The organism is Anaerocolumna xylanovorans DSM 12503, from assembly GCF_900143645.1.
GTDB lineage: Bacteria > Bacillota > Clostridia > Lachnospirales > Lachnospiraceae > Anaerocolumna > Anaerocolumna xylanovorans.
The window spans coordinates 19,684-45,151 of the sequence record NZ_FRFD01000011.1 but is presented as its reverse complement, the minus strand read 5'-3'; the positions used below and the strand labels follow the sequence as shown (position 1 = coordinate 45,151).

Sequence of the window (25,468 nt, the reverse complement as noted above, 5' to 3'; positions counted from 1 at the left end):
AATATCAGGGGAGGGGTAGATATGATAAGTCCAAAAGAGAAACCACTATTTAGTAATAAAGAATTATGGAATTTAATGATACCGCTTGTAATAGAAATGGCATTGACACTGCTAGTGGGTATGATGGATTCCATTATGGTATCAAGTGCAGGGGAAGCGGCTGTATCGGGGGTATCCCTGGTGGATACGCTAATGCAGCTTCTAATATATGTATTTGCGGCGCTGGCAACCGGAGGAGCAGTAGTAGCTGGACAATATCTTGGAAATCAAAAAGTTGACAGGGCTCGGGATGCCGCAGGACAACTGATTTGGTTCAGCGGTCTGCTGTCTGTCCTTATTGCAGCGGCAGTATTAATAAGCAAAGATATGCTGTTACAAGTCCTATTTGGGAAGATATCAATAGAGGTGCATGATAATGCAGATACCTATTTGATGATTGTTGCGTGTTCCATTCCTGCAATTGCCATATATGAAGCAGGCGCAGCAATTTTTCGTACCATGGGCAATTCAGGAATTACGATGAGAATTTCTCTAATCATGAATGTGCTGCATACAATTGGTAATGCTACTCTTATTTATGGGTTTTCTATGGGTACGAAAGGTGCGGCAATCTCAACACTGATTTCCAGAACGTTTGCAGCGGTAATGATAACCCTATTACTTTTAAATAAGAATCAGCAGCTGCATATAGAGAAAACATTCAGATACCGGTTTGACAGAGGGCTAGTCAAAAAAATTTTAGGTATAGGTGTACCAAATGGAATTGAAAACGGAATGTTTCAATTGGGAAAGATAATGCTGTTAAGTCTTGTGGCTGCTTTTGGAACAACCGCAATAACAGCAAATGCGGTTGCACAAACGATAGCCTCTATTCAGGTGATACCGGGTTCTGCTATTCAACTTGGCATTGTAACGGTAATATCAAGATGTGTTGGCGCAAAGAATTATAAGCAGGCGAAGTACTATAATCGAAAGCTCTTAATATCCACTTATGTAGCACTTGTGGTATTTGATACTCTTATTTTGGGGGCAATTTCTCCTATATTATCCCTTTATCATTTATCAGCAGATACTGTGAAGCTGACTAAGCAGTTAGTGCTTTGCCATACGATAGGGGCAATCGTTATTTGGCCGCTTACCTTTGATTTGCCATCATCGATGCGTGCAGCAGGAGATGTTAAATTCGCGATGATAATATCGGTTATTTCCATGTGGGTTTTTCGGATAGGCAGCGGATATTTATTTGCAAAATTCTTAAGCATGGGAGTTTTGGGGATATGGATCGCAATGACGGTAGACTGGGCATTTCGTGCAGTAGTGTTTTCCATACGCTGGCTGAGTGGAAAGTGGAAAGATAAGAGTATTATCTAAATCATTAATGGATTATTAATGAAGTTATGTAAAATTGAAACAGATGGTTATAATAGTGATACCATATGAAGCACTGGAGCAATAAAGATTAGGGCATTTATAAAATAACTTTGCGTATGGAAAAAGAACATATGTTGACATTATAAATCGTAAATGTAATAATGTATTATTATGTTTTGGAGGGTATTACTAATCAATGTAAATAGAGATAATCTATTTGGAGTGCCATTGTATGCAATCATGGTTCTTGAAAATGGAATGGGTATAGATTGACAGATAAAATTTAATCTGTAAAGGAGATGAAACAGTATGAACCCAATAATCGAAGTTAAAGATTTTACGAAAAGATACGGCGATTTCACTGCTGTAAATAATATATCTTTTAGCGTGGAGGAAGGGACCATTTTTGCCTTTCTGGGACCGAATGGAGCGGGAAAGAGTACAACGATAAATACATTATGTACGATTTTTGAAAAGACATCAGGGACACTTTTCATCGATGGAAAAGATGTTACGGATCAAAAAAGTGAAGTTAGGTCGGCAATAGGGGTTGTATTTCAGGATTCAACACTGGATGCAAAAATGACCATCGAAGAAAATCTAAAGATGCATTGCGTTTTTTATAACATACCTAAAAAAGAAGTAGAAGAACGGATACAGTTTGTTTTGAAATTAGTAGATTTGTTAGGAGAAAGAAAGAAACTGGTCGGTGCTTTATCCGGAGGAATGAAAAGGCGTGTAGAAATCGCCCGCGGGTTAATTCACTATCCCAAAGTGTTATTTCTTGATGAACCCACAACCGGACTTGATCCCCAAACAAGGGCCCATATATGGGAGTATATCATAAAGCTTCAGAAAGAGAGAAATATTACAATCTTTCTTACGACACATTATATGGAAGAAGCAGAAATATGCAATAAAATAGCAATTATCGATGGTGGCATTATCGTGGCTCATGATACGCCCTATGCTTTGAAAAAAATGTACACAAAGGATAAAGCATATATCACTACAAAAAATGAAACAGAGCTTGAACAACTGTTGGTACAATATGACCTTGAGTATGTAAAAAAGGATGGCTATTATAAGGTGGAAGCTGAAAATCTGGATCATCTGTTACAGGTTCTTAGTATTCATAAAGAAGATATTACAAATATTGAGATTAAAAAAGGTACATTTAATGATGTCTTTTTGGAGATAACAGGCAGAAAGATCAGGGAGGAGGATTAATATGAATACGGTAGCTGCATTGTGGAAAAGAGGACTAAAAGCTTTTATCAGAAATAAAACAGGATTAATTTTTTCTTTAATATTTCCATTTTTCTTTGTTTATGTGTTTGGCGCTATTTTTAAAAATGACTTTATTGAAAATCCGATTGCGTATATGCTGTCCGGTGTCATTATAACTACGGTGTTTGAAAGCTCGCTTAATTTAGCTTCTTCAACTGTTGACGATATGGTAAGCGGATTTATGAAAGAGGTTTTGGTTTCTCCGGCGAAAAGGATTGCAGTTGCAATGGGGCAGATATTATCGGCGGCTACTGTTTCTACCTTACAGGGAATCTTAATTTTAGTGATAGGATTATTTATTGGTATTAAGTTTACTCATTGGACCACACCGTTATATATCCTGATATCAATGCTTAGCATTGGGATTGTTTTTTCAGGTGTTGGGTTATTTATGGCAACAAAGGTTCGCAACGGGCAAACATTTCAGATAGTTAAGACGGCAGTAACCATGCCCCTGACTTTCCTTTCCGGTGCCTACATTCCCTTATCAATGCTGCCTGGTACCCTTAGATATGTTGCATATATTAATCCAATGACTTATGCTACCGCATTTTTTCGTATGATTGTTTTAGAAAAAACAAATTTATCAACGGCTGAACTTGTGAAGGAGGGAGTAGCAATTGATATTAATGGATTTATAGTCACTCCGGTTATGTCTTTTGCTATTATTTTAATCATTGGTCTGGTGTTTTTATTGTTATCAACGAGTTCATTCGTAAAAACAGATTTTTCCCGTTTGAACAGAAGTGCGACAGATGGCAATGCTTTGTGGGGGTAATTATTAAAAAGTAAATAATAAAGTTTCTAGGGGGGCAGCTGTGAACACAATTATATTCAGGTGATGTTACTTTGATTTTATTTATTTGGCGCAATACCTTTAATCAGCAATTCTGTCCAATGGGCTGTATAAGGGAGAATCTTCTGGTAGATGTGCGGGCTGGAGATACCTTCAACAAGGGCTTGAAAATAAATCAAAAGAAATTCATCTGAATATTTTAAATCAACCTTGCCTTCTTTACGCCCACGATGGAATAAATCCAGCATGATGCTATAGCTTTCTTGGGTGTATTGCTGCATCATCAAAGATAAGCCGTCATCTCCCTTTTTGGTATAAAAGTCCATCAAATCTAAATAAAACCGTTTGTTGACTTTGTCCAGATAATGGATTTTATTCTGACTTATGGCAATGAGGGTTTCTTCGAAAGGGATGTTTTCAGCCATAATTTCTCGGGCTGTTTCTCCTATTTTATCTAAAAAATATTTAAAAACCTCATAGATAAGATTTTCTTTACTTCCAAAATACTTAAAAATCGACGTTTTACCAACATTGGCATTTTTAGCAATCTCATCCATTGTTAAATTTTCTATACCGGCATCTGTATTCATCAAATTAAAAGTTGCCTTTAAAACTTGATCTTTCTTCTCCTGTGTCCGCTTTTCATAACCATTCATTCATAATTCCCGCTTTCTATCTATCATGACTAAAAAATATTTACAGGAAGATTTAGTTCATATCTTTCTTTTCTATATTATATAATAATAGTTCTGAATTATCAAATGAATAATAGTTTTAAATGTTGTTTTTTTAATTGACTAGACTGATGAAAAGTTATATAATCGAACCTGTAAATGAACTTTGGTTTAAAACAAAGTAAAAAAAGCAATGATATGAACTTTATATTCATTTATAGTTCAAATTTATTGCTCGGAAATTTTAAACTTTGCCTTAAACTGGAAAGCACATTATAAAACTATTTTAAAATATTTTTTTGAAGGAGTTTCAGTGTTATGGCAGAAATTGTTAAAGTACAAGGATTGCAAAAGAAATTCGGTAAATTTAAAGCATTGCATGACGTGACATTCACGGTAAATGCAGGGGAAGTTGTCGGTTTTATTGGACCAAATGGTGCGGGTAAGTCAACAACGATTCGTACTTTGTTGGGGATTATCAATCGCGATGCCGGGGATGTGAAAATTTTCGGCAAGGATGTTTGGAAGGATAGCCTTGAGATTCATAAGCGAATTTCTTATGTTCCGGGGGATGTGTCTCTTTGGGGCAGCTTAACAGGCGGCGAAATTATTGATTTATTTATTAAACTGCATGGTGGCGGAGATAAGGAAAAACGTGACTATTTGATTAAACGTTTTGAGTTGGATCCCAAGAAGAAGTCAAAAGGCTATTCCAAAGGAAACCGTCAAAAAGTTGGCTTGATTGCGGCGTTGTCAGTTGACTCCGATCTGTATATTTTTGATGAGCCGACTTCTGGTCTTGACCCTTTGATGGAAGCCGTCTTCCAGGATGAAGTTGAAAAAATTAAACATGCAGGGAAAGCAATCTTGCTATCTTCCCATATTTTGAGTGAAGTCGAACGTTTGGCAGATAAAGTGGCTATTATTCGTCAGGGAAAAGTAGTTGAGACTGGAACATTGGATGAATTGCGTCACTTAACGCGTTCTACAGTTACGTTGGTAACAGAAGGTGATGTGGCTAAGATGGCATCTGTTAACGGTGTTCATGATTTCAAGCAAACAGGCAATCAAGCTACATTCTCTGCGGATAATGAATATATCAATGATATTTTGTCCGAAGCGGCAAAATTGAGTGTTAAGAAGTTTGAGTCTGTGCCGCCAACCCTTGAAGACTTGTTCATGCGTCATTATGAAGTCTAAGAGTTGGAAAGGAGAGTAGGAAAAGGGATGCATTTTTCCTACATAAATATGTGCTGACGCCCATATTTGCGGCGCGTTGGCAGCATGGAGGTTAGTATGAAAGAAAAATTTGCACGTTGGGATGCACTATTTGTGCAGTATATGAAACGTGATTGGAAAAAAATTATCATTTGGGTTCTAGGTCTGGGCTTGTTTTCAGGTGCTTATGTCCCGGCTTTTGAAGAAATTGCCAAGGGGAAAGGTTTGCTGGGGATGTATGAAACCATGCAAAATCCTGCCATGATTTCAATGGTTGGTCCAACACCGGTCAACACCGCAGCTGACTATACTTTGGGTGCAATGTACGCCAATGAAATGTTGTTGTTCTGTGGCTTGTTTGCCATGATTATGGCTGCTTTGCATGTTGTGAGCCATACTCGTAAGGAAGAAGACCATGGTCTTACGGAATTGGTACGCTCCTTTCAGGTAGGGCGTCAGGCCAATTCTCTTGCTGTGGTTACCGAAACAATTCTCATCAATATTTTATTGGCGGTTTTTACTGGCGGGGTTATGGCTAGCTTCGGTGCAGATACGATTTCTGCCGGGGGATCATTCTTATTTGGTGCATCAATCGGGATGGCGGGTATCCTGGGAGCTGTGATTGCATTAGTTATGGCGCAGATTATGCCAACTTCATCCGGTGCCACTGGTTCATCTCTTGGAATTATAGGTTTACTCTATATTGTTCGTGCTGGTACAGATGTGTCAAATGTTGATTTATCAATGATCAATCCTATGGGTTGGACTTATCTGACTTATCCATTTACTGAAAATAATTGGGTACCCCTGATTTGGGCTACAGCCTTTTGTATCATTGCAGTGATTGTTGCTTTTGCCCTTGAGGGCGGTCGTGATATGGGAGCCGGTTATTTACCTGAAAGAGAAGGGCGGGAGGCAGCGAAAAAATCATTGCTGTCTGTACCCGGTTTGTTTATCAAGCTTAACAAAGGCGTAATGATCAGCTGGTTGATTGCTTTTGTAATCATGGGAGCCGCTTATGGTTCGATTTATGGAGATATGCAGACCTTCATTGGAAGCAATGAAATGATGAGTCAGATGTTTACGCTGGCAGGTGTTTCAATTGAAGAATCATTTACCGGAACCATTATGATGGTAATGATTGGATTGGTTTCTATTTTACCAATTGCTATCGTTAATAAACTTTTCTCGGAAGAAGTGCGGCTGCATTTGAGCCAGCTTTATTCTACAAAAGTGACTCGGGCCAAACTCTATTGGACCAGTGTCATTTTGGCAATCGTTGCTGGCGTAATAGGAATTTTGCTGGCTTCATGCGGACTTGGCGGTACAGCAATTTCTGCAATGGGTGACAGCTCATCTATGGATATAGGAGATTTTGTAGCCGCGGGCTATAACTTCCTGCCTTCTGTGCTGTTCTTTACCGGACTTGCAGCTTTGGCTTTAGGCTGGGCACCAAAACTAGGTAAAGTTATTTATGCATATCTTGGCTATTCTTTTGCTTTAAACTACTTTGGCGGAATCTTAGATTTGCCGGAATGGTTTTCTAAAACAGCCGTTCAAAGCTGGGTTCCACGGATGCCGGTAGATGAATTTGATGAAGCAGTCTTTAGTGCTATGACAGTGATTAGTATTGCTTTGATGGTATTTGGCTATTTTGGATATCGCAAACGGGATATGGTTGAAGGAGCATAATTGAGTAATAAGGCGTGAGGACGATGGTTCTCACGTCTTTTTTAATTCAATAGTAATAAAGAGATTGACAAGATATATGAATTCGCATATAATTGAACATGTTCAGTAATTGTTCAATTTTCACTTCCTATTTGGGTGGTTTCGCAGGTAAACTTGCGAAATGCATGGGAGCTAGTGTGAAATAAAAAGCATTTCACACCCTGATTTGAGGCAGTAAATCATCTGCAAGCAGACGATTTATGCCATGGGAGCTAGTGTGAAATAAAAAGCATTTCACATCCTGATTGGTGGCAGTGCCACATCTGCAAGAAGATGCGGCATGCCATGGGAGCTAGTGTGAATTATTGAAAAGCATAATTCACACACAAATTTGTGTCTGCGACCCAAAGTTTGCAGGTACAGGAAAGACATGGCTATTATAATGGGAACTAAGAAAGATGAAACAAAGAAAAAAATAATGGAAGTGACGATTAATTTACTTGACACGGTTGAAAATCCAAACGATATTACCGTTCGGAAGATAGCGGAAGCTGCCGGAATAGGAGTCGGACTAATCAACTACCATTATGAGTCAAGAGATAATCTGATCAAAGAAGCTGTATCCATGAAGATGGAATCTTTGGCAGAAATAATGGAAAAACTGGATGGAGATTTGAGTAATCCAATAAAATATCTTAAAGAAATGCTTGTGATGATGTCTGACACTGCCGTGAAAAATCCCAGACTTAATAAATTTTCAGTGGAGTATGATTTATTAAAAGGCGATTTCAGAATTTGTCTTTATTTACTTCCGATTTTGCGGAAAATATATAATGATAGCAAATCAGAAACGGATTTAAGACTGATTGCATTTCAAATAATAGTAGCGATGCAAAGCGTATATTTAAGGCAGGAAGTGTTTCATATGTTGACCGGCATCGATATTGGAATAAAAAAAGAGAGGGATAATCTGATAAATTCAATTGTGGATAACCTGATAAGCTAAATGGGAGGTGTGAAGGTTGAAAATACTTGCAATAATCGGTAGTCCAAGAACAAATGGAAATACATATAGGGCTGTAAATCAAATCGAAAGAGAATTGAATAAAAAAAATGAAGAAATTGAATTTGAGTATGTCCAATTGAACAGGATCAGTCTTGAGCTTTGTAAGGGCTGTTATGTATGCATTGCAAAAGGGGAAGACAAGTGTCCGTTAAAGGACGACAGAGAAAGCCTGGAAATTAAAATGAAGCAGGCTGATGCAGTTATATTTGCATCGCCGGTATATACATACAATGTATCATGGATAATGAAGAACTTTCTGGACCGCTTTGCTTACCGCTGCCATCGACCGGAATTTCATGGGAAGAAAGCAATGGTGGTAGTAACAACAGGAGCGGTAGGCATCCGTTTTGTTACCTTGATTTTGTCTTTTATGCTTGGCGCAATGGGATTTATAACTTGTGCAAAAGCAGGAATAACCTTTGCTCCGCCTCATGAAACAGACGAGAAGAAATCGAAAAAGGAAACGAATAAATTAATAAGGCAGACTGAGGTGTTCTATAAAAATTTAATTGATGCAAAGCCTGTAAAACCATCCTTTGTAAAGCTTTTAACATTTAAAATGCAGCAAAAAGCATTTTCGAAAGCACCTCAAAACTTAGCTGATTTTAAATACTGGAGGGACAAAGGCTGGCTGGAGAAAACAGAAGATTATTACTATAAAGTACCTGTAAGAAAAGTTAATAAAATAATTGTATCTCTTATTTCTAAATTAAAAGTTTAAGAAGTTTGATTTCAGAAAATTAAATATCTGCAAAGCAGTTGTATAGGGATAATTGAATATGTTAAGCGCAGATGAGGTGCGAAAGTAATTTTATGTACTAATTTAATAGGAATAAATCGGAGGGATAAAGAAAGGATGAATCATTCAAACTTATATCAGAAAATCTATGAGATTGTAGCAGATATCCCAGAGGGACGGGTTGCTACTTACGGGCAGATTGCCTGGATGGCTGGGAGACCCAATGCACCCCGTGTGGTTGGTTATGCAATGAGCAGAGTTCCTGCCGGACTAAACCTCCCCTGCCATCGGGTAGTTAACAAATCAGGGAAACTGGCGCCTTATCAAGTCTTCGGAGGAGAGCAGTTTCAGCGCGCCCTGCTTGAGAAGGAGGGAGTCACCTTTCTGGAAAACGGCTGCATTGATTTAAAAAAATGCCAATGGAGTATTTATGTACCGGAAGAGGATATGGAGTAAACCTATGAAGCAACTTTAAGTACGGGAGAATGAGACTATTGGAATAGAGGTATCTTTCCCATCAAAACCTTCGGCTTAGGATGCAGATTGTGCATCACTTAGAGTTATTTCGATTCGAAACATGTTTGCGTCATATGTAATATCAAGATCACCACCATATGAAGCAATAATATCCTTAACATTGGATAGTCCGATTCCCATGTGTGACTCTTTTGTGGATAAAAAGTTATTATCTGACTTGTTTATGATGTAATTATGGGTGTTTTCGATGCTGATAAGGATATAATTTTCCTTCGTCCTGGTTTTTAGCTTAATATAATTGTTGTCAACAGAAAAACAAGCCTCTATGGCATTGTCAATAATATTAGAAAATAGGATAGTTATATCTAAATTATCCATAAAGTCTAAATTGATATCTTCCATATCCAGATCAAAGCTAATTTTTTGGGCTTCAGCAATGGCAAGCCGGTCAGATATAATGATATTTAAAATTTGATTGCTGCACCAAAATTTTTGCTTGAGCATTTCTATCTGATTATACAAACTGTCAATATAGTTAGTGCTGATCTCTGCATTTTGTTTTAGCAATTCTTCAACGACGGACAGGTGTCTTCTAATGTCATGATAAATTCTCCGTGATGTGAGATATTTTTCTTCTATCGTGTTAAAAGATTTTATCGTTGTATCTATCTGATGCTTTGCCAGCTGCAGATTTATTTCTAAGGCAGCCTGTTTAGATACCAATTGATACAAGTATAATATACTATAGTCCAAAATGGAAAAGCCAATTATGATTATAAAGAAAACCACCCCTGATTTTTCAGATTGGATAAGTTTTAATATATAGGCGACTACAAAAATTTCAAAAAAAGCTGCGAAAACAAAGATAAGGAATTGCTTCGTTTTTATACTATTCAGAGTATATTTCTTTATACATGATATTATATATTTATGTGATACAATTGCCAGCAAACTGTAAATGATACTTGTGATAAAGTATTCATAAGACGCATGAAGTGTCTGACCGACATTGATAAATGTTATTGCAGAATAAATTGTTATAACAAATATATCTAAAAAAATTAAGTATAATAAGATGAGACAATTATTGAGAATATACTGTTTGGGCTTGTAATCGTAAAACAAGATGGATAGAAGGAATAATTCTGCTAATGTGAGTATAAAATTTGCAAAAGGTATAGTATCAAAAATATTTACTAAGATACTCAGTACGGCACAAGTTAATATGACTATTTTAACAACCGATAAATGGAATGTTTTTTTAACAATATATAAGGAATTCAGATATTTATAAAATATATAAGCTGTAGTGAGTGAGGATATGACTATTCCCAGGATATGTATAACAAATTCCATATTTTCACCATTATTCCTTCTAATCTTCTTGATGTAAGAATTTAAAGTAATCTCTTTTGAATTGGGCAGCTTTCTTCTGTGCAAGCGGGATATGTCCGCTATTCTTTAGTTCAATTTCAAATCCCTTGATAAACCTGATCTGATTTAGATTGATAAGAAAAGATTTATGGCAATATGCAAAATCATACATCTTTAATTTGTAATAGAGTTGTCTTAAGCAGAGAGTGGATGTATATATTTCAGAAGAGGTATGAATTTGTGTTTTGCGCTCTATATATTCTATATAGAGTATATTGTCCGGATCTATATTAAGAAGGCCGCTGGATAGCTTAATGGAAATTTCATTTCTATTATTATACACTATTACAGCATCATGAAGTAGTTTGTTAAACTTTTCTTTATCAATTGGTTTGGTTATATATCCAAATGCATGAACCTCGAATGCGTGGTTATGATAATCATCAAAATTTGTTACAAATACGATTTTGCAATCCTTATTATGTTTTCTTATTTCTTTCGCTAAATTCACGCCATTTATGGGGACCATATGAATATCTATAAAGGCTATATCAAAATCGAGCCTGTTTTTTAAAAGGACATAACCGTTATTATAGGTTTCAATATTATATTCTATATAATGATTCTCGCAAAAATCAGCAATCAATCTTTTAATTTGCTCTGTAAATTCTTCCTCATCATCACAAGAAATAAATTTCATCATTTGGCTACCCCATAAATTCTTTAGTATATATATCCAAATTCTACCTTCTATTTTAATATAAATATTTACTAAAATAAATGTTTATTTTCCTAATTGAAAAATAAAGTCCCATAACAGAGAGAAAAGTCGTTTATAACTATCTGGTTACCGGTAAACAAAAATTGGCAAATAGTACATCTTATTTGGTGTTTAGTCATTAACTATTGATTTACATTGGGCAATCGCCTAAAATATGGGGGAAAAATTGAAAGCGAATATCAAAATCAAAAAGAGAAAGGAAATAAAAACAATGAATCAGAAAAAGGTAAGTAATATAATGAAAAAATTATTTATTAAGGCAGCATACAAAGAAGCAGAGAAAAACGTAAACTCTGCATGCGTTTTTGTTCATTATCAGCCGGAAATGCCAGAGTCAGCAAAAAAACTTTTAAAAAAATAAAAGGTAGTTAAATTATGTTCCGGAAATGGCTTAATGATTTCAATGAAATAGAAGAAGACAGGGAAATTTATGAGTATGGTTTTCATTTATTAAAAATAAAATTTTTACATATATTCGTGTTTAGTATAGTGGCTCTGTTTATCGGTAATATAGTTCCAACGCTTATGTTTATTACTGTCTATTCCATGTTAAGGAAATATGCGGGGGGATATCATGCAAAGAGCTCAAAAATGTGTCTGCTAATAACGGTTATTATAACTTTACTGCTGGGAATATGGATTAAGTGCAGTGTGTATATAGGTACTTACGGGTTTCGACACTATATATTATTGTCTATGATATCACTTGCTGTATGTTTGGCAGGTCCCCAGCAGTGTCCAAGCAAGGCCTTAACGGCTAAGCAGATTGCCAGGTTTCGGTATAAATTAGTGCTGCTGTGCACGGCCATAAATGTGTCTGTAATAATTTCCGGAGAGTATTTTAACGGCGCATTTAATTATGTACAAACAATTGAGTTTGCATATTTAATGTTATTAATAATGCAAGTATACCAGAAACATGATAACCGGCTGGCTTCTATTAATAAAATACGTTATTAGGATACTGAAATAGAGAGTTATAAAATGAAAACCTATGAAAACGAGAGAAATAGAGTGCTTCATAAGATTATGTGAGGAGAAAAAATATGTTTTTAACAATAAAGAATGTAAGCAAGAGCTATGGCAAAGATGCCAGTTATACAAAAGTATTGGACGGAGTTGATATTTCTATTGCCAGTGGTGAAAGGTGCATTATTCTTGGACCGTCCGGATCCGGGAAGTCTACGTTATTGAACGTCATTGGTGGCTTGGATGAAGTGGAAAGCGGAGAAATCATCATTGATGATGTTGATATAACTAAGCTCAATGACAAAAAGCTCGTTGAGTATAGACGCGAGTATCTTGGTTTTATATTTCAGTTTTATAATTTAGTACCAAACCTCACTGTCAGGGAAAATATAATGGTTTGTGAAAACCTTGCAAAAAAACCTCTTGATATACGGGAACTGATAAAAATTCTTGGCTTAGAAGAACATCAATATAAATTTCCCAGTCAGCTATCCGGCGGACAGCAGCAAAGATGTGCAATTGCCCGTGCAATAATTAAGAATCCTAAGATTTTGTTATGTGATGAGCCAACGGGTGCATTGGATTCAAAAACAGCAAAAGATATACTGATCCTGCTGGAAAACATAAATAAAAATTACGGAACGACAATAATAATGGTAACCCACAATACACCAATAAAAGATATGATGGACCGGGTCATTCATATCAAAAACGGGAAAATAAGTAATGAATATGTTAATAAAGCTGTTCTACCGGCTGTCGAAATAGACCTATAGGAGGAATGGAATGATTATTAATAAACGAATCAAAAGAGATTTACGAAATAATATTTTTCGCTATTTGTCAATCTTCATTCTCATTTTTTTAGGTCTGTTCATTGTTATTAACATTGCATCTTCTTCAGAAACCGTAATCGTGAGAGTGAATGAATATGGATTAGATAATAAGGTTGAAGATGGTCAATTCATTTTAAGGTATCCTCTCGATGAAAAAAATTTAGAGACAATACGGGCTTTAGGGGTTTCAATTGAAGAGCAGTTTTATATGGATTTTACGGATACGGATGAGAGAACAGTCAGAGTATATAAAGCAAGGAAAGAAATTAATCAGGAACAAGCTGATATAGGGAGTCCGGCAGCCAATCAAAACGATGTGATGTTAGAAAAGCTTTTTGCTAAGAATCACGATTATGAATTGGGAAAAACGATTACTATAAACGGAATTGACTTGAATATCAGCGGTATTGGTACTTCGCCGGATTATGATGATCCACTGCAGGAACTTAGCGATATAGGCTCCAATACTTCAAAGTTTGGAACGGCTTTTGTCACAGAGCATATGTATAAAATATTGGCGGAAAGAAGAAAAGAATCATCTCCGCCGGAGGTTTATCAGTATAGTTTTCGGCTTAATGAGAAGATGAGTTTTAACGATTTTCGTGAGTATGTGAAAAATCTGAAAGTTATCAACAATTATGGAGAGTTTTCTGCTAATGATATTATGCTGATCTTTTTGAGTTCTGATAACAATCCGAGAATTGCGGCATCGGCAATAGACTGTGAGACTTCCAGTACAACTTGTATGGTTATAGCAATCCTGGTAGTACTGATATGCAATTATATGATATCGGTATTCATTATAAATAATATAGAGGCTGAAATGCCAATGATAGGTACCCTTTATGCATTGGGTATTAAAAAAGGTGAATTGTTAAGGCATTATTTGTGCTTGCCTCTGGCTATTACATTCATAGGATGTGTAATGGGAACTGCCATGGGGATTTTCTCAATGGGGTTAGGGATTCAGCCGGTAGATGTAGCTTCAAGGTATTCGATTCCCGATATGAAGAATTATTATCCTTTAAAATTTATAGTATTTGGAATACTTGTACCTCCAATAATAGCTTTCCTGACCAATATATTTGCAATAAATAAGAAATTGAAGAGAAAGCCATTACAACTGATGCGCCGCGAGCAAAAGGAAATGAAAACCAGCAGACTAAAGCTGAAAAAATTTAGTTTTATTAATGGCTTTCGCATAAGGCAGTTTATCAAGGAATTGAGGGTAAGCGGTGCCGTGTTTGTTGGAATCTTTCTTACCATATTCCTGCTTATGATGGGAATAGATACTTATGTAATGCTGAACAATCTTATATCCCAAAATGAAGAGGATATTCGATTTAATTACATGTATAGTATCCGTGAACCGCTAAAAGAGGAAATTCCTTCTGCAGATATTGGATATATGAAGACTTTTCAGAAAGAATTTGATGGGTATACGTTCAATATTACGATGCTGGGTATTTCAGAGGATAATAAATATTTTGATATGGAAGTGCCAAAAGAAGAAAACTCGATAATAATGAGTTCCTCCGCAGCGCTTAAATTTGGTATAAAAGAAGGCGATAAATTTATAATTTATGATGAGAATGCAGAAAAAGAATACGAATTTACAGTATCCGAGATCGTGCAATATTCTGCCGGGTTATATCTATTTGCTGACATTGATTTAATGCGAAAAATGTATGAAAAAGAAGATGGTTATTACAATACTATATTTTCAGCGGATGAACTGGATATTGCTACAGATAATATAGCAGCTACAACGACAAAAGAATCTATGGTTAATGTTTCGAAAGATTTTATGAATCAGTTTATGGGAATGATTGTTATGATTGCTGTGTTGTGTATTGTCTTTTTTGTAGTAGTGATGTATTTGATGGTTAAAGTGATGATTGATAGAAGTGGATTTGGTATTTCATTAATGAAAGTATTTGGCTATCGGAATGGGGAAATTAAGAAGCTGTATTTAGACGGAAACTTCTTTACCGTGCTGGTATCGACAATACTGTCAGTACCTATTTGTAAATATTTAATGGATATGATTATGCCATCGTTTGTTAAGAATGTTGCAACAGGTTTTGATTTGAGTTTTTCTATTTTACACTATGCAATAATCTTTCTCTTTGTTTTTGCTGTATACTTTGGCGTTAATACAGTGATACTCCGACGCTTAGGTAAGATTTCACCTGCGGAAGTACTAAAAAATAGAGAGTAACTATTTGCGAAACATAAGAAAAGGATGTGTACGAATGAAGGGGAACTGGGACAAAGAAAAAATTGAAAAATTAATAATGAGGTTTTTACCAAACATAGAAAACATACCGGAGGATAAGAACCTAATAGAATTAGGCCTCAATTCTTTGCAAATAATGCGAATCATTAATCAAATCAGAAAAAGTGGTGCATCCGTTAACTTTCCACAGTTAATAAATGCGCCTACTATTCAAGGCTGGAATGACATTTTGGAAAAAGCATCACGAACGGTATCGAAAAATACAGCTGTCAGAGAAAATCATATGAAAGCAGAGAAGCCTAAGGCTCCATTGACGGATGTACAATATTCGTATTGGATTGGACGTGATGATAATCAACCTATGGGTGGTGTGGGATGCCATGCATACATAGAAATAGACGGAAGAAATGTAGACGTTGAACAATTACAGAAGGCTTGGAAACATTTATTTACGATTCATCCTATGCTAAGGGCAAGATTCACCGATGACGGCAGGCAGGAAATAATGGAACTGCCATATGATGATCAGCTGGCGGTATATGATTTGAGGGAGAAAAGTGATACATGCAAAGAGGAAGAGCTGCTCAAGATAAGAGGGGAATTATCCCATCGAAAGATGAAGACGGAGTTAGGACAGGTAGCCGGTTTGGCAATTGCCTTACTATCCGGTGAAAATAGTAAAATATATTTTGATATTGATTTACTTATTTGTGATGTCCAAAGCTTTCAAATTATTTTGAGGGATCTTTCAACCGTATATGTTAATAAGGAAAAGCCGCCGGTTAATCCTTTATGGCTGTTTACAAAATATATAAATACACTTGATACCAAAGATTCAATTGAGTGGATGAGAGCAAAGAAATATTGGCAGAACCGATTGGATACCTTACCTCTAAGACCGGAGCTGCCGTTGTTAAAATATCCGGAAGATATAAGATACCCTAAATATATAAGGCGCAGCAAATTCTGTGAAGCAGAAATATGGAAAAGAATAAAAGAAATAGCAGCTGAATTAGCAGTGACACCTGCTATGATTCTACTCACGGTGTATGCGGAAGTGCTTGACTATTGGAGCAGTAATTCGGAGTTTTTGATAAATATCCCGCTGTTTGACAGAAATACTCAGATTGACGGGATTGAAGACGTTGTTGCGGACTTTACGAATTTATTGCTATTAGCGGTAAATTGCAAAGAAAAACATACCTTTATAGATTTGCTGAAATCCATAAAGAATCAGTTTTATGAAGATATGGAATATACAGCATACAGCGGAGTCCAAGTACAGCGTGACTTAGCGTCATTATACGCAGGAGAAAGAGATTTTGCACCGATAGTTTTTGCCTGCAACTTAGGAACAGAGCTGTTGAGTGAAGAGTTTAGAGAGAACCTCGGTGATTTTTCATTTATGATATCTCAAACTCCGCAGGTGTGGATAGATTTCCAAATATTCGAAATAGACGGCCAATTGATGCTGGCATGGGATTCTGTTGATGAAATGTTTCCTGATGGCCTGGTAGAATCAATGTTTACAATATATTGTCAAAGACTGGTAGATTTAGCAAAAGATGCAAATACACGGAATACTCAATTTGATTTATTACCCCAGGGGCAGCAGGAAAAAAGATCATTAGATAAATTGGTTGCTTCCAGCGACAATGTATATATGCTTTATCAAGGATTTTTAGAGTCATGCGAAAGGGATGGAGATAAAGTCGCTTTAAGTGAAGCTGATACAGGAAAAAAACTTACCTACCGGCAATTATATGATAGAAGCATGAAGGTTGCTGCTTTATTGCTGGAAAAAGGAGTAAAAAGGGAAGAGCTCGTTTGTGTAATGCTTCCAAGGGGAGCAGACCAGATTTCTGCGATTTATGGAATATTGTTTGCCGGAGCAGCTTATGTGCCGATAAGCGTTGAGCAGCCGGAGGAAAGAATTAAAAAAATAATTAATAAAGTAAATGCAAAGTTTATGATTTCCAATCATGATATAGAATCAACCATTGAGTTTTGGGATGTGGATTTCTTGGATATTGCGGAAATTGATACGAGAAATCCCCTGGCAACAGTTATTGAAGTGAATACAGAGAGTACAGCTTATGTCATTATGACATCGGGTTCCACGGGAGAGCCCAAAGGTGTCGAAGTGAGCCATGCCAGTGCATGGAATACGATTAGGGATGTTAATGCAAGGTACCGGATAGATGCTTCGGCCAGTTTGCTGGGAATATCAGGAGTCGATTTTGATTTGTCAGTGTATGATAATTTCGGAATACTGGGAGCTGGAGGCACTTTGCATTTATTATCCGAGAATACCAGTAAGGATGCGAATTTCTGGTTAAAAACTATTCTTGAAAATAATATAACGGTGTGGAATAGTGTACCGATTTTATTAAAAATGCTGCTTATTGAAATGGATACCGCACAATCCATAGATGTACCGTTGCAAATTATTATGTTATCAGGGGATTGGATAGAAAGAGAACTTCCGATAATGCTAAACAATAAAATTCCCAACTGTGAATTATATGCAATGGGCGGTGCAACAGAAGGTGCTATCTGGTCAAATTATTATAAAGTAGATTTTCCGATTCCAAAGGAATGGAAGAATATACCCTATGGACGGCCGCTATCCCATCAAACTTACAGGGTGGTAGACAGTAAAGGCAGAGATTGCCCTGATTGGGTAATGGGTGAATTGTGGATTGGAGGAGAAGGTGTAGCGAAGGGATATCGTGGAGACATAGAATTAACTGCTCAAAAATTTTTATATGAATATGGACAAAAGTGGTATAAGACCGGAGACTTAGGAAGGTTTTGGCCTGACCGGACCATTGAAATAATGGGAAGAAAAGATTTTCAGGTAAAAATCAAAGGTCATAGAATTGAGCTGGGTGAGATTGAGAGCGTACTGAAGGAGCATCCTGAAATTAAAGATGCGCTTGCTGTTGCAAAAACATATGAAAATGGCGAGAAGTATCTTGCGGCATATTTTGTTTTACACAATCCGGATAAATCCTGGCAGGAGGAAGAGATTAGAAACTTCTTAAGAGGAAAATTAGCTTCTTATATGGTGCCAGGCTCTTTCGTACCGATGGTTAAAATACCATTAACTAAAAATGGAAAAGTAGATCGCAAGTCATTACCGGACCCGGTTATTGCTAAAAAGGAGAATCAATTAGCTGCTTATGAGGGAGAGGTCGAAGAAAAATTAGCAAATATATGGAAACAAATATTAGCTGTTGACTTTGTAGAAAGAGAAGCAGATTATTTTGAGCTTGGCGGTAATTCATTAGTTGCAACAGAAATGATTAAGTTGATCAAGGAAACCTTTGCGGTTCGGGTACCCATAAGGGACATATTCGACTATCCTGCATTGAGTGAGTTAGCCGGACGGATTGAGGAGTTACAATAATGAAGGAGGGTGGGATGGTGGAAGCAGGAACGATTATCTTTTGGTCCTATAGCGTGCAATGGAAGTACGATAAAAAAAACTTGATTATTTCTGGTTTAAATTATGATTTGTATTTAAGCTTGTTTCCTGGATTTTATATTTATACAGTTGATGGGATTAGATACGACCAGCTTCTAAGAAGTTTTGAAGAAGACGAAAGGGACCTGGCTGAAGAACTAATCAAAAAGTTAATGGAAAAGAATGTTTTGGTTACGAATGTTATGGGTATTCATGAACTTTTTGATCCGCAGCAAAAATATTTTATGCCACATAATAACTACGATGAAGAAATGATGTTTGATGCCTCAAAAGTAGAAGATTTTAAGAGACAAGCCCAACAGAGAAATGATAAGCGGGAGGAGAATGAGATTGCGCTGCCTGCATATGATTGGGATGCTGAAAAGAGCAGGAGAGAATCAATAAGGTCATTTTCAAACAATTGTATCAGCAGTAAGGATTTTGCATATGTTTTGAACGGTTTAAGGCAAAAGAAAATACCTGATAACAAAAGGAGATATTGCTATCCAAGTGCCGGCGGATTATATCCGATCGATTGCTATTTGTATGTGAAGGAAAATATAGTGGAGGGAATCGGTGGCGGTTTATATTTTTACTCACCGGCCAATCATAGCTTAAGGCTGCTCGATAAAATTCTTATACCCAAAACAATTCATTATTTGAATAACAGGGAAATATATAGTTCTTCTGCCTTTTCAATTTATTTTGTATACAATCCCTGCTTTTCAATGCCTAAGTATGGCGGCATGGGTTATTACTATGCGATTTTAGATACCGGTATTATGATGCAGCTTTTAACGATGCAGGCATTGGAAAGAAATATTGGAAGCTGCATTATTGGAGATCTTAATAGCAAGAAACTAAAGGAATATATGAAATTGGCCAGCGGTCAAATATACCTTGGCTGTATGGAAATGGGATACTATGAATCAAAGTAATTATCTTTACTAAGGAGAATGAGTTTTGAGTGAATTAGATTACGTAGATAAATTATTTGAAGTTGGCGAATTGCCGCCTTTAAGTGTAGTACCTAAAAAAATGCATGCTTGGACTTTAAGGAGTAATAGGTTAGGGGAACCGTTAGAGGCATTTCGTGAGGAAATTGTTCCGGTGCCTGAACTTAGAAAAGGGGAGCTGCTAATTGCCAATATATGTGCCGGCATAAATTATAACGGTGTATGGGCTGCAAAGGGTCAACCCAAAAATGTAGTTGATTCAAATGGGGATTATGGTGATGAAAAAGAGGAATTCCATATTTGTGGATCAGAGGTTAGCGGAATAGTTTATGCAGTGGGAGAAGGAGTATCCGAGTTTAAGGTAGGGGACTCCATTTGCGCTGGCGGTCCTCAGTATGATAGGGACTGCCCACTGATAAGAGAAGGGATTGACCCGTGCTTTAGCCCTTCCTACCGTATCTGGGGTTATGAAGGAAATTGGGGGGCATTTGCACAATTTAGCAGAGTACAGGAGAATCAGTGTGTTGCTAAGCCAAAGTTTATGAGTTGGGCAGAGGCTGCTACGAGTACCGCGACAGGAGTTACAGTTTATCGAATGCTTCATAGATGGAAAGAAAATGAAGTGAAAAAAGGAGATGTTGTACTTATATGGGGAGGTTACGGCGGAATTGGTACAGCAGCTATTCCTTTAGTAAAAGCAGCAGGTGCTATTCCAATAGCGGTTGTTTCGGATGATGAAAAAGGCAAAAAGTGTATGGAGCTGGGGGCGAAAGGTTATATTAACAGGAAAAAATATTCCCATTGGGGAAGCATTAATGGCCTGACCAGTAAAGAATATAGAAGATGGATTATACAAGCGAATAAGTTTAAAAAAGAACTATGGAGTATTGTCGGGGAGAATAAGTCTCCGGCTATAGTAATAGAACACCCTGGTGCAGATACGCTGCCCACATCAATATTTGTTTGTGAGACCGGCGGGATGGTTGTTATTTGTGGAGCAACATCATCATACATAGGAAGCCTGGATTTGAGATTTTTGTGGCTTAACCAAAAGCGTTTGCAGGGATGCCATGCAGGAACCAAAGAGGATTATCAGGGATATATACGGACATTAACCCAAGAAGGAATTAAGCCTGTGGTGAGTAAAGTTTTTGAATGGAAGGAACTGCCGGAAGCGCATCAATACCTACTGGAGCAGAAGAATTTTGGCGGGAAATTTGCTGTTCAGATAGGGAGGATATAAAGTATGACAGAAGAAAATTTATATCAAGATACAGATATTGCAGTCATAGGTTATTCCTGCCGTTTTCCAAAAGCGAATACGGCAGATGAATTTTGGGAAAATCTTAAAAATGGCCGGGATTGTATTACCAGAAGCAGTGATAAAACAGATAAGAAGGAAATTATCAATGCGTTTGGCAAGTTAGATAATATTTATGATTTTGACGCAAACTTTTTCGGAATATCTGAAAACACCGCAGCAATGATGGATCCGCAGCAAAGAATGTTATTAACAATTTGCTATGAAGCGCTTGAAAATAGTGGACATAGAATTGATGAAAACAAGAGAATAGGGCTATTGGCTGGAGCATCGGACTTCTTCTATGTGTGGAAAAGTATATTCGCAAGTGATAACCCGGAAGAAGAAAAATTTTTGAGGTTTCCATTTCTTGATGGAACGTTAACCTCTAAAATCTCGTATTATCTAAACCTGACTGGTCCGAGCATCCCTATAAAAGCTGCATGCTCCACGGGGCTAACAGCAATACACATGGCTGTTCAAAGCTTATTAAGCTATGAATGTGATATAGCGATTGCCGGAGGAGTAAGTATTAATGAAAAGCAGGATTCCTATCAGAGAGCGGAAGGCACCTTATCAGCATCGGGAAAAACTTCTCCTTTTGATCAATCAGCAGATGGATTCGTGCCAGCCAATGGTGCTGGAGTTGTTGTATTGCGGCGCTTGGAAGACAGCATAGAAGAAAGAGATTCCATAAAGGCTGTCATAAAAGGGTCTGCCATAAATAATGATGGGAAAGAAAAGGCAGGTTATACAGCACCTAGCGTAGAGGGGGAAAGGAGAGCGTTAGAAGAGGCACTTGCAGTAGCCGGTGTTAATCCGGAAGAAGTAGATTATATTGAGACCCATGGAACAGCAACATCAATGGGAGATATGATTGAAATAGAAGCTATAAGAAGCGTCTATGGAAATAGAAAAAAACAAAATATATGTAAGCTGGGAGCTGTCAAAGCGAATATAGGGCATACAAATTATGCAGCAGGTATGGCAGGCTTTTTGAAAACGGTATTAATGCTTGAGCATAAAAAACTTGTGCCAACCATAAACCATGTTGTTCCTAATTCGGAGTTGAATTTTAACAATGAGTTTATAGTAAATACAGAGTACCGGGACTGGAAGGGTGACAGATTGACTGCGGGGGTGAGCTCCTTTGGGATAGGCGGTGCTAATTGCCATGTCATTGTTCAAGAATATACCGGCCATAGTAATGTGCAGGATGTTGATGGTGACAGTATTGCAGTTATTCCGATATCCGCAAGATCAACGAAAGAAATTAATAAAAAGAAAGCGCAGCTTCTTGCATATTGTGAAAAAAAAGATTGTCTTAGCTTACAGGATATAGCTTATACTCTGCAAACCGGGAGAGAACCCTTTGAGTGCAGAACTGCTATTGTTTGCAGCTCTTTTGAGGAATTTACGAGCAAATTATTAAAGAATTCGCCAATAGATGAAATCAGAATGGATTCAAAGAGAAAGCCTATGTTTATGTTTGGCGGAAATAATAAATATAGTTGGAAGCAAGTAAAGTGTTTGTCTAAGCTGCATCCTGTAATAGAGAAGGGGTTATATGAGTGCTTTGCGCTTTTATCAGAGATAACAGAAGTTGACTATGAAAAATCTTTTGAACAAGGAAATGAAACAGAATTAATGTCTACGGTATTAGTTTTCTGCGTTCAATATGCTTTGGGTAATTTTTTAAAGCAGCTTGGTGTAATGCCGGAATACGTGTTCGGCTATAGCTCAGGTGAATTCTTAGCAGCATATTTTGCTGGTATTTTCTCACTATCCGATGCATTGAGAGTTTATATTGCCCGTAATAGGCTTTTTGAGTCTCTTGAACCGGGATTAATGATTAGTGTAATGGCAGATGAGAAAGAGATAGCGGGATATTTAAGAAATTCCTGTGAGATTTCTGCATTTAATGCGCCGAATAGAATTATGGTGTCAGGTATAAAAAGTGATATAGATGTGCTGAAAAAAGAGTTAGCTGAAAAAAATATTTATTATACGGATTTATCGGTTGAGAGAGCCGGTCATTGTGCCCTGGTAAAGCCAATCTTAGGCGAGCTTAAAAAAGTGTTAGAACGTATTGACTTTCATAAACCGAAGATAAGATTTCTTTCTTCTGCAAAAGGAAGGTTGGTTGAGGAAAAGGAAATATGTACAATTGATTACTGGATTGAACAAACCTGTTTGCCTGTGAGTTTTCGTCAAGCTGTAAAATCCCTTGGTAATTCCCCTGATTTATTCGCTGTTGAGATTAGCATAGGGCAGCAATTAAGCAATTTTTTTAATAAGTCCTATGGAGAATCCCAAAAGCAAAGGGCAATAAATTTAGTATCAGAAGAAAGGGAGAGTCTTGAAAAATCTCTCTATATTGGTTTAGGGAACATATGGAGCCGTGGATGTGATATTAACTGGCAGGCACTGTATAAAACCACACCGGGGCGGGTTGCTTTACCAAGTTATCCATTTGAGTATAAAAAATACCAATTATTATCAAGCAGTGTAAACAGCCCAAAGCAATTAAAGCCTGCTGTTAAGGAAATAGCCTTGTTGGATGGGCTGTCTCTGGGAATGAAGGAACTAAGAAAGTATTTGGAAGGCCAATATGATATGGTTTATTTGGTTCAGCAAAGGAGGCCTTTGAACCTGGATATTGACCTCGCAAGTCTGGTGCCGGGATTTAAAGAAATAGAAAAAGAAATTCTATCAATAACAGACCCATCTCTGTTTTGGGAGCAAAATGAATTAGAGAGTGTTTATGATCAATTATGCGTATGTTTGGCAGCTGATTATTTTAAGGAATATGAAATTTTCCTGAAAGAAGGCGAACGTATTAGCTATGACCAGATAATAAGCATTATAAGGCCGGTAGACACTTATAAAAATCTTTTGGATTTGTTATTGGGTTTTTTATGTAAGGCCCAATACATTAACATGGCTGATACCGGGGATAAAATTATTCATGTTGAAAAATCCATAAATGGCATCTGTAACTTGAAAGAGGAAGTAAAAAGTAAAATAGATAGTTATCCTGCTTTCACGAAACATATGAATTTACTAAAACACTGCGGCGAGCACTACAAAAAGGTCATTAATGGCGAGATAACAGGAAAAGAAGTTCTTTACCCGGAAGGTTCCTTTACAATGATAAGAGAAGTGTACGATGAAACACCGACATATCAGGCGGCGGGAGTATATGCTAATATACTGGCTGGTGCAATCAACAGTATTGCTGAAGCTTCGGCTAAAAAGCTGCGGATACTGGAGGTTGGAGCCGGTACAGGGACGATTACCTGGCCGATCCTGCAGAAGTTGGAAGGATTCGATGTTGAATATTGGTTCACAGACATTGGTCTGCCATTTATATTAGAAGCCGGGAAGATATCCGAAAAATCAGGTTATAAGAATGTAAAATTCAAAAAGCTGGATATATCGCTAGATTTAAAAAGCCAGGAAATACCTGTTCATTATTTTGACTTGGTAGTATCCTGTGCTGTCATTCAATCTACAACAGATATGGAAGCAGCATTTGGGAATTTGTCAGAAGCTTTGGTGAATGGAGGAATTCAATGCCTTCTTCAGCCGGTGAGGACACATCCGGTACGTGAAGCCATTGGAGGATTAACACCTGATTGGTGGAATTATAAACAAGACAAGCTTAGAGCCGGAAGTGTTGTAAACATTTCTATCAGTGAATGGGAGACTCTGTTTAGAAGGAATGGTTACACCAATTTATGTATTCTGGAGGGTACAGATAGCATGGTACCAAGTGGTGCCGTATTTATGGGACAACTTTATGGTAATGCGGATTGTTATGATACAAATGACCAGTCCCATGATGAAAATGAAAGGATTGTATATGTAAAGGATTATTCGAAGGAATGCCTGGATCCTTTGATGGAAGAATACAGGGAAAAAGGAATTGAAACCGTACTGCCCAGTGATATGACATTAGAAGCTAATTCGGAGGGAGCGAAAGAGAAGCTTTTAGTTTTTAGAAATTCAACGGATAAAAAATTGGCGAATCTTATCTATGAAATTCTGGGGATAAATGTTAGGGATATGACGCAATCAATTTATGAATTTGATATCGATTCATTGGCATTATTAATGCTCTGCTCAAAAATCAAGGCAGAATTCTCAATAGAATTTAATCCAAGAGATATGTTTGAATGCAGTTGTTTAGAAGAGGTTGCAGATGTAATTGACAGAAAAAGCAAGGAGTCTATGAGGTGA

19 protein-coding genes are annotated in these 25,468 nt (G+C 37.0%); 16 read left to right on the top strand and 3 right to left on the bottom strand.

Annotation, left to right across the window (positions count from 1 at the left end; all coding sequences use genetic code 11):
• The first annotated feature begins 21 nt into the window (after positions 1-21).
• From BUF11_RS17985 to BUF11_RS17975, 3 genes are all read left to right on the top strand, one after another.
• On the top strand, positions 22-1,371 hold the full coding sequence (locus BUF11_RS17985; protein WP_073590432.1) for an MATE family efflux transporter: 1,350 nt from the start codon (positions 22-24) through the stop codon (positions 1,369-1,371).
• Positions 1,372-1,680: 309 nt separating this feature from the next.
• Complete coding sequence (locus tag BUF11_RS17980; protein ID WP_073590254.1) at positions 1,681-2,601, top strand: ABC transporter ATP-binding protein; 921 nt, start codon at positions 1,681-1,683, stop codon at positions 2,599-2,601.
• A gap of 1 nt (position 2,602) precedes the next feature.
• Positions 2,603-3,439: an ABC transporter permease gene (locus tag BUF11_RS17975; RefSeq protein ID WP_073590253.1), complete on the top strand. Its 837-nt coding sequence runs from the start codon at positions 2,603-2,605 to the stop codon at positions 3,437-3,439.
• Positions 3,440-3,516: 77 nt separating this feature from the next.
• Here the strand turns inward: BUF11_RS17975 and BUF11_RS17970 are convergent, their stop codons facing one another.
• Positions 3,517-4,113: a TetR/AcrR family transcriptional regulator gene (locus BUF11_RS17970; protein ID WP_073590252.1), complete on the bottom strand. Its 597-nt coding sequence runs from the start codon at positions 4,111-4,113 to the stop codon at positions 3,517-3,519.
• 336 nt (positions 4,114-4,449) lie between these two features.
• Between BUF11_RS17970 and BUF11_RS17965 the strand changes: the two genes are divergently transcribed.
• From BUF11_RS17965 to BUF11_RS17945, 5 genes are all read left to right on the top strand, one after another.
• A complete protein-coding gene (locus BUF11_RS17965) occupies positions 4,450-5,331 on the top strand; it encodes an ABC transporter ATP-binding protein (protein ID WP_073590251.1) in 882 nt (293 codons plus the stop codon).
• A gap of 96 nt (positions 5,332-5,427) precedes the next feature.
• Entirely contained in the window at positions 5,428-7,041 is a 1,614-nt protein-coding gene (locus BUF11_RS17960; protein WP_073590250.1) for an ABC transporter permease, read from the top strand.
• 409 nt (positions 7,042-7,450) lie between these two features.
• Positions 7,451-8,026 carry a TetR/AcrR family transcriptional regulator gene (locus BUF11_RS17955; RefSeq protein ID WP_073590249.1) on the top strand — a complete coding sequence of 192 codons (576 nt, stop codon included), beginning with the start codon at positions 7,451-7,453 and terminating at the stop codon, positions 8,024-8,026.
• Positions 8,027-8,042: 16 nt separating this feature from the next.
• The gene (locus BUF11_RS17950) at positions 8,043-8,807 is read left to right on the top strand and encodes a flavodoxin family protein (protein WP_073590248.1); all 765 of its coding nucleotides are present in this window, start codon (positions 8,043-8,045) and stop codon (positions 8,805-8,807) included.
• A 135-nt stretch (positions 8,808-8,942) separates the two neighbouring features.
• Positions 8,943-9,281 (top strand): MGMT family protein, encoded by a 339-nt coding sequence (locus BUF11_RS17945; RefSeq protein ID WP_073590247.1) that lies wholly within the window; start codon positions 8,943-8,945, stop codon positions 9,279-9,281.
• A 75-nt stretch (positions 9,282-9,356) separates the two neighbouring features.
• Here BUF11_RS17945 and BUF11_RS24475 read toward each other — a convergent pair whose 3' ends face one another.
• Complete coding sequence (locus tag BUF11_RS24475) at positions 9,357-10,055, bottom strand: ATP-binding protein (RefSeq protein WP_175562095.1); 699 nt, start codon at positions 10,053-10,055, stop codon at positions 9,357-9,359.
• A 622-nt stretch (positions 10,056-10,677) separates the two neighbouring features.
• A complete protein-coding gene (locus tag BUF11_RS17935) occupies positions 10,678-11,379 on the bottom strand; it encodes a LytR/AlgR family response regulator transcription factor (RefSeq protein WP_073590245.1) in 702 nt (233 codons plus the stop codon).
• 244 nt (positions 11,380-11,623) lie between these two features.
• Between BUF11_RS17935 and BUF11_RS17930 the strand changes: the two genes are divergently transcribed.
• From BUF11_RS17930 to BUF11_RS17895, 8 genes are all read left to right on the top strand, one after another.
• Positions 11,624-11,818 (top strand): cyclic lactone autoinducer peptide, encoded by a 195-nt coding sequence (locus tag BUF11_RS17930; RefSeq protein WP_242952406.1) that lies wholly within the window; start codon positions 11,624-11,626, stop codon positions 11,816-11,818.
• Positions 11,819-11,832: 14 nt separating this feature from the next.
• Positions 11,833-12,417: an accessory gene regulator B family protein gene (locus tag BUF11_RS17925; RefSeq protein ID WP_073590244.1), complete on the top strand. Its 585-nt coding sequence runs from the start codon at positions 11,833-11,835 to the stop codon at positions 12,415-12,417.
• 86 nt (positions 12,418-12,503) lie between these two features.
• On the top strand, positions 12,504-13,202 hold the full coding sequence (locus BUF11_RS17920) for an ABC transporter ATP-binding protein (RefSeq protein ID WP_073590243.1): 699 nt from the start codon (positions 12,504-12,506) through the stop codon (positions 13,200-13,202).
• 10 nt (positions 13,203-13,212) lie between these two features.
• Positions 13,213-15,483: an ABC transporter permease gene (locus BUF11_RS17915; RefSeq protein ID WP_073590242.1), complete on the top strand. Its 2,271-nt coding sequence runs from the start codon at positions 13,213-13,215 to the stop codon at positions 15,481-15,483.
• A gap of 34 nt (positions 15,484-15,517) precedes the next feature.
• A complete protein-coding gene (locus BUF11_RS17910; RefSeq protein ID WP_073590241.1) occupies positions 15,518-18,913 on the top strand; it encodes a non-ribosomal peptide synthetase in 3,396 nt (1,131 codons plus the stop codon).
• Positions 18,913-19,908 carry a SagB/ThcOx family dehydrogenase gene (locus BUF11_RS17905; protein WP_073590240.1) on the top strand — a complete coding sequence of 332 codons (996 nt, stop codon included), beginning with the start codon at positions 18,913-18,915 and terminating at the stop codon, positions 19,906-19,908. Before BUF11_RS17910 ends, BUF11_RS17905 begins: the two co-directional genes overlap by 1 nt.
• A 25-nt stretch (positions 19,909-19,933) precedes the next feature.
• Positions 19,934-21,169, top strand: a complete 1,236-nt coding sequence (gene ccrA / locus BUF11_RS17900) for a crotonyl-CoA carboxylase/reductase (RefSeq protein ID WP_073590239.1) — start codon at positions 19,934-19,936, stop codon at positions 21,167-21,169.
• A 3-nt stretch (positions 21,170-21,172) separates the two neighbouring features.
• Positions 21,173-25,468, top strand: a complete 4,296-nt coding sequence (locus tag BUF11_RS17895; RefSeq protein WP_073590238.1) for a type I polyketide synthase — start codon at positions 21,173-21,175, stop codon at positions 25,466-25,468.